At 47.7% G+C, this 13072-nt stretch carries 13 protein-coding genes; 10 read left to right on the top strand and 3 right to left on the bottom strand.

Annotated features, from left to right (window positions below):
• The first annotated feature begins 1 nt into the window (after nt 1).
• The 3 genes from KNO73_RS04980 to glnA all read left to right on the top strand — a co-directional run bounded on the left by KNO73_RS04980 (nt 2) and on the right by glnA (nt 3185).
• Nucleotides 2–1300, top strand: coding sequence for a methionine gamma-lyase family protein (locus KNO73_RS04980; protein ID WP_215112160.1), 1299 nt, complete (start codon nt 2–4; stop codon nt 1298–1300).
• A 92-nt stretch (nt 1301–1392) separates the two neighbouring features.
• Entirely contained in the window at nt 1393–1797 is a 405-nt protein-coding gene (locus KNO73_RS04975; protein ID WP_078147032.1) for a MerR family transcriptional regulator, read from the top strand.
• Nucleotides 1798–1844: 47 nt separating this feature from the next.
• Nucleotides 1845–3185, top strand: a complete 1341-nt coding sequence (gene glnA, locus KNO73_RS04970; protein ID WP_031423481.1) for a type I glutamate--ammonia ligase — start codon at nt 1845–1847, stop codon at nt 3183–3185.
• Between the two features lie 88 nt (nt 3186–3273).
• On the opposite strand, the gene KNO73_RS04965 is transcribed toward glnA, so the two are convergent.
• The 3 genes from KNO73_RS04965 to lexA form a co-directional block, all read right to left on the bottom strand.
• Nucleotides 3274–4149: an AraC family transcriptional regulator gene (locus tag KNO73_RS04965; RefSeq protein ID WP_215112159.1), complete on the bottom strand. Its 876-nt coding sequence runs from the start codon at nt 4147–4149 to the stop codon at nt 3274–3276.
• A 191-nt stretch (nt 4150–4340) separates the two neighbouring features.
• A complete protein-coding gene (locus KNO73_RS04960) occupies nt 4341–4781 on the bottom strand; it encodes a metal-binding protein (protein WP_078147030.1) in 441 nt (146 codons plus the stop codon).
• Nucleotides 4781–5401 (bottom strand): transcriptional repressor LexA, encoded by a 621-nt coding sequence (gene lexA / locus KNO73_RS04955; protein ID WP_078147029.1) that lies wholly within the window; start codon nt 5399–5401, stop codon nt 4781–4783. Before lexA ends, KNO73_RS04960 begins: the two co-directional genes overlap by 1 nt.
• 203 nt (nt 5402–5604) lie before the next feature.
• Here lexA and KNO73_RS04950 point away from each other — a divergent pair, with 203 nt between their 5' ends.
• The 7 genes from KNO73_RS04950 (at nt 5605) to KNO73_RS04920 (ending at nt 13034) form a co-directional block, all read left to right on the top strand.
• Nucleotides 5605–5841, top strand: a complete 237-nt coding sequence (locus KNO73_RS04950; RefSeq protein WP_012726458.1) for a hypothetical protein — start codon at nt 5605–5607, stop codon at nt 5839–5841.
• Between the two features lie 71 nt (nt 5842–5912).
• Entirely contained in the window at nt 5913–6557 is a 645-nt protein-coding gene (locus tag KNO73_RS04945; protein WP_012726457.1) for a YneB family resolvase-like protein, read from the top strand.
• 60 nt (nt 6558–6617) lie between these two features.
• Nucleotides 6618–6851, top strand: a complete 234-nt coding sequence (locus tag KNO73_RS04940; protein ID WP_078147028.1) for a DUF896 domain-containing protein — start codon at nt 6618–6620, stop codon at nt 6849–6851.
• A 199-nt stretch (nt 6852–7050) separates the two neighbouring features.
• Nucleotides 7051–9042, top strand: a complete 1992-nt coding sequence (gene tkt / locus KNO73_RS04935; RefSeq protein ID WP_041917901.1) for a transketolase — start codon at nt 7051–7053, stop codon at nt 9040–9042.
• A gap of 125 nt (nt 9043–9167) precedes the next feature.
• Nucleotides 9168–9401, top strand: a complete 234-nt coding sequence (locus KNO73_RS04930) for a YneF family protein (RefSeq protein ID WP_012726454.1) — start codon at nt 9168–9170, stop codon at nt 9399–9401.
• 125 nt (nt 9402–9526) lie between these two features.
• On the top strand, nt 9527–11281 hold the full coding sequence (locus tag KNO73_RS04925; RefSeq protein WP_041917900.1) for an ABC transporter transmembrane domain-containing protein: 1755 nt from the start codon (nt 9527–9529) through the stop codon (nt 11279–11281).
• Nucleotides 11271–13034 (top strand): ABC transporter ATP-binding protein, encoded by a 1764-nt coding sequence (locus tag KNO73_RS04920; protein ID WP_214684116.1) that lies wholly within the window; start codon nt 11271–11273, stop codon nt 13032–13034. Before KNO73_RS04925 ends, KNO73_RS04920 begins: the two co-directional genes overlap by 11 nt.
• Nucleotides 13035–13072: the final 38 nt, after the last annotated feature.

Below are 13072 nucleotides of genomic sequence, written 5' to 3'. Positions count from 1 at the left end.
TATGTGGCAAGAAAAGATTGAACATTATGATGCGCTCGCGCCGTTCGTAAAAAAAGCGGAGGCACGGGTCAAACCGTTTTTCGAAAGGATTGACGAGACGGCCGAATTCAACCAGTATCGCGTCTTAGAATCGTTTAAAAAGCATAAAGTATCAGATTTTCATTTTAATCCGACGACGGGATATGGGTATGACGATATCGGCCGGGACACGCTCGAATCCATTTATGCGGATGTGTTCGGAGCCGAGCTCGCGCTATGCCGACCGCAGATCATCTCCGGTACCCATGCAATTGGGATTGCCTTGTTCGGTGTCCTTCTACCAGGTGATGAGCTGCTCTATATCACGGGGAAGCCGTATGACACGCTTGAAGAAATCGTCGGCATCCGTGGCGATGGTCGCGGTTCGTTGAAAGAACTCGGTGTCCATTACGATACTGTCGAGTTAAAAGAGGAACGTGAAATCGACATCGACCGCGTCCTCGAACGGATTCGTCCTGAGACGAAACTCGTTGGGATTCAGCGATCGAAAGGGTATGCGAATCGTCGCAGTATTCCAGTCGATGAAATCAAAGTGGCCATCGAACGGATTAAAGCGGAACATCCGCATGTGTATGTGTTCGTAGACAACTGTTACGGTGAGTTTGTCGAGACGATCGAACCGACGCACGTCGGGGCTGACTTGATGGCTGGTTCCCTCATCAAGAACCCAGGCGGTGGATTGGCGAAGACGGGCGGTTATATCGCTGGTACGAAAGAGTTGATTGAACGGTGTTCGTTCCGGATGACGACCCCAGGTATCGGAAGTGAAGCCGGACCATCACTCTACTCGCTTCAAGAGATGTATCAAGGCTTCTATATGGCACCTCATACAGTCGCACAGGCATTAAAAGGGGCCCATTTGACGGCAAGTCTATTGTCTTTGATCGGATTCGAGACAGATCCCCACTATACGACTCCACGAACGGACTTGATTCAGTCGGTGACGTTCCGTGACCGCGACAAGATGATTGCGTTTTGTCAGAGCATCCAAATGGCATCGCCGGTTAATGCCCATGCGTTACCGGTGCCGGCCTATATGCCGGGTTATGAAGATGACGTCATCATGGCAGCTGGGACGTTCATTCAGGGTTCTTCCATCGAGCTGTCTGCCGATGGTCCGCTTCGGGCGCCGTACACGGCGTACGTCCAAGGTGGTCTGACGTATGCTCACGTAAAAGTCGCGCTCATGTTGGCGTTGAGCCAATTACACGGTAAAGGATTGGTCAAATTCAATGACCAAAATCAGCCGACACATTTGTAACTAATCTGTCATGTTAACTTTATTAACATCTATTGACAGGATTGTTGTCATATATTATTCTCACATTGTGAGACAGAAAAGGAGGGGGAAGGATGGCCGATCAATTTCGTCGCTCCAACCCGTTGTTTCCGATTGGAATCGTCCAAGATTTGACGCAACTGACAGGTAGACAGATTCGGTATTACGAAGAACAGGGTCTGATTTCGCCTAGTCGGACGGAATCGAAACGACGACTTTATTCCTTTAATGATGTCGAACGTCTACTCGCAATCAAGGATTACATTGATCAAGGCTTTAACTTGGCGGCGATTCGCCACATGTTAGAGCAAGAAGGTGAAAAAGAAGCGGAAGCATCTGCTCCGACCGCACCGGTCAGTGAAGCACCGAAGGTTTCGGAAAAAGAGTTACATCATTTGTTGAAAACACAGCTTCAAGAAGCCGGTCGTTTCAATAAGACGTCGCTCATTCAAGGTGAGCTTTCACGTTTCTATCGATAACGCCGCACACATCAACCATTACGCAATGTGAGAGGGGACATTTTACCATGGCCAGAAAAACGTTCACAAAAGAAGACATTAAACGCATCGCACAAGAGGAAGACGTACGCTTTATTCGTCTTCAATTCACGGACATCCTCGGAACAATCAAAAACGTCGAGGTGCCGATCAGTCAATTGGACAAAGCACTTGATAACAAGATGATGTTTGACGGATCGTCAATCGAAGGATTCGTCCGCATCGAGGAATCAGACATGTACTTGTATCCAGACCTCAACACGTGGGTTGTCTTCCCGTGGACAGATGGCAGCGGAAAAGTTGCTCGCTTAATTTGCGATATTTATAACCCAGACGGCACACCGTTCAGCGGTGACCCGCGCGGTACACTCAAGCGTAACCTTGAGAAGATGCAAAAACTTGGTTTCACAGCGTTCAACGTTGGACCAGAGCCAGAGTTCTTCTTGTTCAAAAAAGACGCATCAGGTCGCCCGACTCTTGAACTCAACGACCAAGGTGGATACTTCGACTTGGCACCAGTTGACCTCGGTGAGAACTGCCGTAAAGAGATCGTCATCGAACTTGAAAACATGGGCTTTGAAATCGAAGCATCACACCACGAAGTAGCACCAGGACAACACGAAATCGATTTCAAATACGCAGATGCTGTCACGACGGCAGATAACATCCAAACGTTCAAACTCGTCGTTAAGACGATTGCAGCGAAGTATGGTCTTCACGCGACGTTCATGCCGAAGCCGCTATTCGGTGTAAACGGTTCAGGGATGCACGCGAACATGTCACTCTTCAAAGGCGACACAAACGTCTTCTACGATCCAAACGGCGACATGGAACTTTCAGACACAGCTCGCGCGTTCACAGCCGGTATCTTGGAGCACGCTCGTGCCTTCACGGCAGTATGTAACCCGACTGTCAACTCATACAAGCGTCTCGTACCAGGCTACGAAGCACCTTGCTATGTTGCATGGAGCGCACGTAACCGTTCGCCACTCGTACGTGTACCAGCGGCACGTGGTCTCTCGACTCGTATCGAAGTACGTTCGGTTGACCCGGCGGCGAACCCGTACCTTGCACTTGCTGCCCTCTTGGCTTCAGGTCTTGACGGGGTCGAAAAAGATTTGAATGCACCTAAACCAATCGATAGCAACATCTACGTGATGGACAAGCCAGAGCGTGTAGCAAACGGAATCGACGATCTCCCGGCCACACTCTTCGACGCACTCGAAGTCCTTCGTGCGGACAAAGTCGTGATGGACTCACTTGGTGAGCATATCGGTGAACACTTCCTCGAGTTGAAAGAAATCGAGTGGGATATGTTCCGTATGCAAGTAACAGAGTGGGAACGCGATCAGTACATGACGCTCTACTAAATAGAAGAGATACATTAAAGAGTATGGAGCATCCCTCAATTTGGGTTGTCCATACTCTTTTTGATAAATCATAATAGCGGAGATATCTTTATGATTCCGGCTCTTCTCTAACCTTCACAGGGACCCAAACCTCGCTATATACGTTGTCATATCCTGTTTCTATTTTGCTAAATGAAATGCTTGGTAAGTCTTGAAGTGCGTATCCCGAAGAAGGTAACCATTCTGCATAGGTTCTTGCCATCGTCTCTTGTAGAGTGCTTGGGAATGGTCCAGTGTTCGGGAAGATTGCCCATAAACTTTTTGGGATTGAGATCACTTCGACATCGTCATACTTAATTTCTCTTGTCGTGGCAAAACCGATCATATGTGTCAAATAACCTTCTTCTTCTAAGTGACCGTCTTCAAAGTTGAACGATACGTTCAAGGCACGATGCGGATATAAATTGCCCAATTCATGCATGTGAGCCCGTTGCTGTTCCGTAATCGACTTCGCGAGTTCCATGATTTCTTCGTTGACTCCCTCGAATTGAATAGGGACACGCTTTGAAACTCCAACGATTTGAAAAGCTTCTTTTTCTTCTAACTTGAACTCCATTAATGTTCCTCCTTTTATATCGATATAAAACGTGAAGCGAGGGAACGACTTTTGAATGTGATTCTTCATAACTTCAGAAGGCAAATGACCAGACCAATCTCGAAACGCTCTGGAAAACCCTTCGACCGATTGATATCCATAGAGATATGCGATTTCTGTTACGCTTGAACCATGAACCAATTTTTCATTTGCGATAGAAAACCGTCGATTTCGTATATAAGTGTGAAGTGTCATTCCTGACATATACGAAAACATTCTCTTAAAATGATGAGCAGATAGTCCGGTGATTTTTGTGATCTCTGAATCTAAAAGTTCTTCCGTTAAGTGCTGTTCGATAAAGTCCATCAGCTCATTTAATGCTTTTACCATCAAGTTCTCCTCCTTCATAGTTTGACAATATCGGATTTCTTCCAACTCATCTCGATAATTTGCGTGCAGGAAAGATCGGGTCGTATTAGTTTAAGCATTTCATTCATAAAATGGATACCCTATAACACGTTATCATTCCAATTAAAACAAAGGACCACCTTCTGTACTTCACGAAGGTGGTCCTTTGTTGGTTAAAACGCTTTTTTGAAAAACGTTGAAGTATAGTCGAGCGTCGTATGCAGTGTCGTCGCAAACACGAGCCCTAAAAAGAAAGACATGCCATGAATGTCCACCCATGAGCGGATTGCCTCTTCGTATGCCGTGAAGGGCAAGATCAGCACGAGCGGGAACCCGATATATGCAATCCGAATCACATCACTCAAAGCAGGTAGGTGCGAGAAGAGCGAACGGTGCGGCATAAGCTTTACGTAAGGGAGCCAGATCAATTTGAGTGGTCCCCATCGATAATAGGCGTCTGATTTTAAATCGAGGTCCGGGGAGAGCCAAAGTGTACCGATAATGGCGCCGATGATCAAAGAGAATGGAACATCGATCTCAAGAAAAGGCGTGGCAACCGCGAGTGCTCCGGTTGCCACGAGATTCGTTCGGGTATGGGTCTTGCCACTAGCCATTAATGAATCGTACGGTATACACCGATAACCTTTCCTAAAATCGAGACGTTGTCAAAATACATCGCTTCTAACTCGTCGTTCTCCGGTTGAAGGCGGACCTTTGAAGCTTCCTTGTAAATCCGCTTCACGGTCGCTTCGCCTTCTTCCGTCATGGCGACGACAATCTCTCCATTGTCGGCCGTGCTCTGTTGGCGCACGAGCACCCGGTCCCCGTCCAAGATGCCTGCGTTGATCATCGAATCCCCAGAGACAGACAACATGTATACATTATCTGACCCGACGATATGTGCCGGGAGCGGGAAGTGTTCTTCCACGTTCTCGATGGCGGTGATCGGCGTCCCGGCAGTGACCTTCCCGATGACCGGTACGTACATGACGGACTCCTGCTCTTCTATTGTCGGCATATCGTCAGTCAAAATTTCAATCGCGCGAGGCTTCGTCTTATCTCGACGAATCAATCCGCGTTTCTCTAAACGATCTAGATGACCGTGTACGGTCGAACTAGATGCTAAACCGACGGCTTCTCCAATTTCACGAACAGAAGGCGGATAACCTTTAGCCCGTACTTCGTCTTTGATGAAATCAAGAATCTGTTGTTGTCGCGCTGACATTTTTTTCATTATGTTCACCTCGATATAATCGAATAACCTGCAATCGCATCCTATTCTTTATGTGTCTAGTGTAACACAAGAACACATGAGCGTACAAACATTCGTTCGTTTTTTTGTGTTGACCGAACACGGGTTCTTGTTTTATGATGAGAACAGATAAACGAACAAACGTTCTAACGAACATATATTCTTATACGGGAGGCAATTCAATCATGAAAGACACACTCAACGGAATCATTTTAGTCGGGATGCTCTTGGTCGGGATGTTCGCTTTTTATTTGGCTGGTGAAATGCGAGGGGAACCAAAAGTTGTCGATCCGGTCGTCACGTCAGAGCGGACGATTGAACAAGAGGTCGCATACGTCGAAGCGGAATCGCTCGAAGCACAGATCATGGCAGAGCGTGAAGAGCATAACGAACGAAAAATGAAATGGTATGCCGCTGAGTGATTGTTCTTCATTGCGAACTATTCTTGAACTGTGTATCGTAACAAATGAATGCAATGAAAGGGAGTGGTGCGATGCGAGTCGTCATCTATTGCCGGGTATCGACGAACAAGTCTACCCAAGAGACATCACTCAGTCGGCAAGTCGAAGAATTACAGCAGCTGGCTTCGGGATTAGGGGCCGACGTCATAGATGTCATCACAGAGCAAGAGAGCGGTTATGAAGTCAATCGGCAAGGGCTACTTGATTTACTTGACCATGTATCCACTTCTCAGCTCGATGCTGTTCTCGTCACGGATGACAGTCGTTTAGGACGAGGGAATGCCAAGATTGCGATCTTGCATACTCTAATGAAGCATGACGTGCGATTGCTGACGATGCAGTCGACGTCGGACTATGTCGTTTCCGATGCCGAGAAGATGGTATTGGAGATTGTCAGTGTTGTCGAAGAGTATCAGCGTAAGATTCATAACGCTAAAATTTCTCGTGGGATGCGCCGTGCCGTCGCCAACGGATTTAACCCACAGCGCAATATTCAAAATAACGATCAAGGCGGGCGACATCGAATCGAAGTGCCGATTGAAGAGATTATTCAATTACGCGAGCGTGGCTTGACGTTTGCTGAGATTGCGGCGACCCTTCGAGGATTTGGTTATGAAGTCTCGAAAGCGACCGTCAATCGACGTTATCTCGAGCACCAGTCAGTAGCTGAAACTTGATTCTTCCTCTTTGATTTTGTAAAGTATAAGAACAAATTCACTAGAGAGGGGGCGAGTCAGATGTTAGCACCAGGACAATTGGAGCGAATCAATTTCCTCGCCAACAAAGCGAAGACAGAAGGACTGTCTCAAGACGAAATGAACGAGCAACAAGACTTGCGTCAAGAATATTTGAAGGCGTTTCGTCAATCGTTCAAATCACAAATGATGGGGATGAAAGTCGTCGACCCAGATGGGAACGACGTTACCCCAGAGAAGTTGAAAGAAGACCAAAAACGTTATCGCGGTGAGTGATCCCGAATGCACATCCTATTTCGTATAGGATGTGCATTTTTGTTATACACGAACACGCATCAGACGAACGGATTACACATTATTTCATGCAATAGAAGGAAACGATTTCATCAAATGTGTTATACTAATTAATTAGTTGTGACACACGATTGAGTGTGATAAAATATGACGGGTAGAAAACCTTCTTAACACAGAGAGGATGAAATTAGTGGAAACAACTACTAAAGAATTATTAGCGATTAACTCGATTCGGACGCTCTCAATTGATGCGGTCCAAAAAGCGAACTCTGGTCACCCAGGGATGCCGATGGGCGCTGCCCCAATGGCGTTTACACTTTGGACAGATAAAATGCGTCACAACCCGAAAAACCCGAACTGGTTCAACCGTGACCGTTTCGTGCTTTCAGCGGGTCATGGATCGATGCTCTTGTATTCGCTCCTTCACTTGTCTGGCTATGATTTGTCGATGGACGATTTGAAATCATTCCGTCAAATGGACTCGAAAACACCTGGTCACCCTGAGTACCGCCACACGGCTGGGGTAGATGCGACAACGGGCCCACTTGGACAAGGGATTGCGATGGCTGTCGGGATGGCCATGGCAGAGAAACACTTAGAAGCGACTTACAACCGCGACGAGTTCAACGTCGTTGACCACTACACGTTCGGCATTTGCGGTGATGGAGACTTGATGGAAGGTGTATCTGCTGAGGCGGCTTCTCTTGCAGGTCACTTGAAACTTGGTAAACTCGTCGTTCTTTACGATTCAAACGACATCTCTCTCGATGGCGACCTTCATAAGTCATTCTCTGAAAGCGTAGAAGACCGATTCAACGCTTACGGATGGCAAGTTATTCGTGTCGAAGACGGAACGGACATCGATTCAATCGCAAAAGCGATTGATGCTGCGAAAGCAGAGACGTCGAAGCCGACATTGATCGAAGTCAAAACGGTCATCGGATTCGGTTCACCGAACAAGTCGGGTAAATCGGCATCACACGGTGCGCCACTTGGAGACGCTGAAATCGAATTGACGAAACAGTTCTACAAATGGGAAGGCGAGTCATTCTACGTTCCAAACGAAGTATATGACTTATTCAACGAGAAAGTTGTCGAGCCTGGTGCGAAATATGAGTCAGACTGGAACGAACTCGTTGAAGCGTATAAAGCGGCACACCCTGAGCTCGGAGCACAGTTCGAGCGTGCGATGAACAATGAGCTTCCTGAAGGTTGGGATAGCGAGTTGCCGACATTCGAAATCGGTTCGAAAAAAGCAACACGTCAAACGAGCGGTGAAGTGTTAAACGCAATCGCAAAAGCAGTACCGACACTCTTCGGTGGGTCGGCTGACCTTGCCGGATCGAACAACTCGATGATCAAAGGTGCGGCAGACTTCGATGAAGATCCAGCTGGCCGTAACATCTGGTTCGGTGTTCGTGAGTTCGCGATGGCTGCAGCTGTGAACGGTATGGCCCTTCACGGTGGTGTCCTTCCTTACGGTGCGACGTTCTTCGTCTTCTCGGATTACCTCCGTCCTGCAGTCCGTCTCGCAGCACTTATGGGACTTCCATCGACGTTTATCTTGACGCACGACTCAATCGCAGTCGGTGAAGATGGCCCAACGCACGAGCCGGTCGAACATTTGATGAGCTTCCGCGCGATGCCGAACCTCTCTGTTCTTCGTCCTGCTGACGGCAAAGAAACGATTGCAGCTTGGAAACAAGCAGTGACATCGAAAACGACTCCTTCACTTCTCGTCTTGACTCGTCAAGCGTTACCAGAACTCGAAGGTACATCTATTGAAACGGCAGCAAAAGGAGCTTACGTCGTTGCAGGTGAATCGAAAGATGCAGACGTTCTCTTGCTCGGTACAGGTTCTGAAGTACACGTTCTCGTTGAAGCGCGTGAACAGCTCGCGTCAGAAGGTGTGAAAGCGGCAGTCGTCTCGATGCCATCATGGGAACTCTTCGAAGCGCAATCTGCAGAGTACAAAGAATCTGTTCTTCCATCTTCAGTCACGAAACGTGTATCACTTGAAGCGGGTGCGACACTTGGATGGTACAAATATGTAGGATTCGGTGGTAAAGTGCTCGGAATCGACAAGTTCGGAGCATCTGCACCTGGTGACCTCCTCATGAAAGAGTACGGCATGTCAGTCGACAACGTCGTCAATGCAGTAAAATCACTTTAATCTCAAGTTAGATTGTTGTGACGGCCAATTGTTTGGCCGTCACTTTTTTTCTGGACGACTAGCGAAGTTGTTCAATTTAGTGTATAGTAAAAAACGATGTTTCATATGGTAGAGGAGGTAAAGCCTTGAGTACATTATTCTGGATTCTTCTTGTCGTGGCAGCACTCATCGGGGGTATCGCGATTGGATTCTTTATCGCGCGTAAATACATGATGAACTACCTTGAACAGAACCCGCCAATCAATGAAGATATGATTCGTACGTTGATGATGCAGATGGGTCAAAAGCCATCACAGAAGAAAGTCAACCAAGTGATGCGCGCCATGAACGTGCAGATGAAAAACGAAAAGAAATCATAATCAATCACGAAAGCACTTCGGTTCCCGAAGTGCTTTTTTGTTTCCTCTTTTTGTTAGACAATCGAACAGACTTTCGCTACGATTAATAAATAATCTTCATCTAAAGACAAAGGGGGGCGTTTCACATTCGTGTATTCAAACAATTATCTTGGTTTTTGCGTCTTGAGTGGAAGACGTACGCGCTCGGCATCGTCTTACTGATCTTCGTGGCTGGTCTAGAACTGATTCCACCACGCATCATCGGACGGATTGTCGATGAGATCAACCGTGGTTCGCTTTCGTCCGACACACTCTGGCTATTATTAGGGGGACTTGCCGCTGTTGGAATTGGAAACTATATCGCCCGCTTCTTTTGGCGCTATTTTATCTTCGGCGCATCGATTCGTCTAGGAAGAATGCTTCGTAGCCAACTATATCGGCATTTCACAGATCTTGATCAGCGATTTTATAAAAAGTCACGGGTCGGTGATTTGATGGCCCATGCGACAAATGATGTACAAGCCGTATCGATGACGGCCGGTGCGGGGATTTTAACACTCGTCGATAGCGTGACACTTGGGACGTTCGTCATCATCACGATGATTACAACAATCAGTTGGAAATTGACGCTCGTTGCCTTACTACCGTTACCAATCATGGTCGCTTTGACGACGCGATATGGAAAGATGTTACATAGCCGATTCGGGGTCGCCCAAGCGGCATTTTCAGAATTGAATGACAAAGTGCAAGAAAGTGTCAGTGGCGTCCGTGTCTTAAAATCGACGGGGGAAGTCGGTCGGGACGTGGAATCGTTTGAGAATTTATCGAGTGAAGTCATGGCCAAAAACGTACGAGTCGCGAAGATTGATGCCTTATACGACCCGACCATCTTCGGAATTGTCGGATTGTCTTATATCCTTTCGGTCGGGTATGGAGCCGTCTTGATTGAACAAGGAGAATTGACGATTGGACAGATCGTCAGCTTCACAGCTTATTTGGCACTGTTGACATGGCCAATGTTAGCCTTTGGATGGTTGTTCAACATCGTGGAGCGTGGACGTGCGTCTTACGACCGGATTGAGCGGATGCTCGCCGTCAAACCTGAGATTCAAGACGACCGCATGGCTGCGACGACGCTCTCTCATTCAGAGGTGGAAGTTGATATTCGAAACTTCGCCTATGACGAGACCGTTGTGCTCCACAATGTTCATTTTCGGATTGAGCGTGGAAAAACCATCGGGATTGTCGGCAGAACAGGTGCAGGGAAGACAACGATTGTCCGTCTGTTGACACGTGAGTATGACGTGAAAGATGGAAAGATTAAAATCGGCGGGATCAACATCCGCCAAGTGAAAAAGTCACTTCTGATGGATAAGATTGCGGTCGTGCCGCAAGATCACTTCTTGTTCTCGGATTCGATTGCGAACAATATCGCGTTCGGAAGACCCGATGCGAGCATGGAAGAAATCATCGAAGCGGCTAAGGTCGCTGAGGTGCATGAAGATATCGTCCGTCTTCCGGAAGGCTATGCGACACTCGTCGGTGAACGCGGGGTCACATTATCAGGTGGCCAGAAACAGCGGATTTCCATCGCACGGGCGCTCATGACAGCGGCTGACGTCTTGATATTAGATGATGCGTTATCTGCGGTCGATGCGAAAACGGAAGAGTCGATTATCGAGCATTTTCGAGTCGGCAATCCGGACCAGGCGCGCGTCATCGTCGCCCATCGACTTTCCGCCGTGGAACATGCTGACGAGATTCTCGTGATTGAGGACGGAAATATCATTCAGCGAGGTCGTCATGAGGCATTGCTTCAGGAGACAGGCTGGTATCGAGAGACATATGATCGTCAGCAACTTGAAGCGATTGTAGAAGGGGGTGGACACGATGAAACATGATGTCCAAGAATGGCAAGTCATCAAGCGACTGCTCAGTTACGCGAAACGGTATGGTAAACCGCTCAGTGTCGCCTTCGTATTTCTCTTGATTGCGACAGGTGCAAAGTTGGCAGGGCCGTTTCTAATCAAAGTGTTCATCGATGAATTCGTCACACCGGGTGTCTATCCAACGAACTGGGTCATCGCTCTCTTCGCCGTCTATATGGTTCTTCACGTATCTGCAATCGTGTTTGATTATCTACAATCGATTTCGTTTCAAAAGATTGCGCTGAAGATTGTTCAAAATATTCGGATGGATATTTTCCGCCACGTCATGGGGATGCGGCTCGCTTATTTTGACCGTACACCAGCGGGCGTCCTTGTATCGCGTATTACGAACGATACGGAGGCGGTGAAAGAGCTCTATGTCGGAGTGATGAGTACGTTCGTTCAGTCCGCTGTTCAGTTGATCGGGACGTATATTTTCCTCTACATTTTAGAGCCGCCGCTCGCGACGATGGGGCTCATCTTGTTGCCTCTCTTTTGGCTCATCATTTGGGCGTATCGTCGTTTCTCGACGAAATATTTCGCACAAGTCCGGGATTTGTTGTCACAACTCAACGCCCAGTTGAACGAATCCATCAACGGGATGGGCATCATTCAACAATTTCGTCAAGAAGAGCGTCTCATCCGTCAGTTCGAAGAGACGAACGAAGCGCATCAGGAGGCACGATATCGGAACTTAAAACTCGATAGCATGTTGCTACGCCCAATCATCGAACTCCTTCTTGCCTTCTCCATCATCGGTCTGCTCGGCTATTATGGGGTGCTCTCCATGAGTGAACAGGTTCAGGTAGGGGTCGTGTATGCTTTCATCAGCTATATTGAACGTATTTTCCGTCCTGTACTCGATATCATGCAACGATTGAGCGAATTTCAACAAGCCGTCGTATCGGCGGATCGTGTCTTCAAAATTTTAGATACGGATGAACCGGCTCCAGGTAAACGGATGCCTGGTGAAGCGCGGATCACTGATGGGGAAGTTCGGTTCGAAGACGTGACGTTCAGTTACGACGGAGAAGTTGACGTGTTGAAACAAATTTCGTTCGTGGCGAAACCTGGTGAGACGGTAGCGCTCGTTGGTCATACTGGGAGTGGTAAAAGTTCAATCATCAATTTGTTGACCCGTTTTTACCCATATGAATCTGGTCGCATCACGATTGACGGGCAACCGCTCGAACAGTTCGAGGAGCAAGAGCTTCGTCATCAGGTCGGGCTTGTCCTACAAGACCCATTCTTATTCACCGGAACAATTGAAGAGAATTTGAAGCTGTTCAATCCGGACATCGATTCTGAGCGCGCGCGTGAAGCTGCTGAATTCGTCCAAGCGCATACGTTCATTGAAAAGTTGGATGCTGGCTATGGCCATGTCGTCGGAGAGCGTGGAGCGACGTTCTCAAGCGGGGAGCGTCAATTGCTCGCTTTTGCCCGTACGGTCGCACGTAATCCAAAGGTGCTTATTCTCGATGAAGCGACAAGCTCCATCGATACCGAAACAGAAGAGCGTGTACAGACTGCGCTCGATCGGATGCGTCGGGGTCGGACGACGATTGCAATCGCTCACCGCCTGTCGACGATTCAAGATGCAGATTTGATATTAGTCTTGCATCGCGGTGAAATCGTGGAACGCGGCAACCATCAACAGTTATTGAAACAAGACGGACTGTACAAAAAGATGTATGAATTGCAATCCGGACAACGTCTGATGTCTTGATTTGGAAAGGATACCTATTCAGGTGTCCTTTTTTCCAT

Origin of the sequence: Exiguobacterium sp. s83, assembly GCF_018617095.1 — a bacterium.
GTDB classification, from domain to species: Bacteria; Bacillota; Bacilli; order Exiguobacteriales; family Exiguobacteriaceae; genus Exiguobacterium; species Exiguobacterium profundum.
Note: the sequence above shows the minus strand (reverse complement) of the source record. Positions and strands in the feature narration are given on the sequence as shown.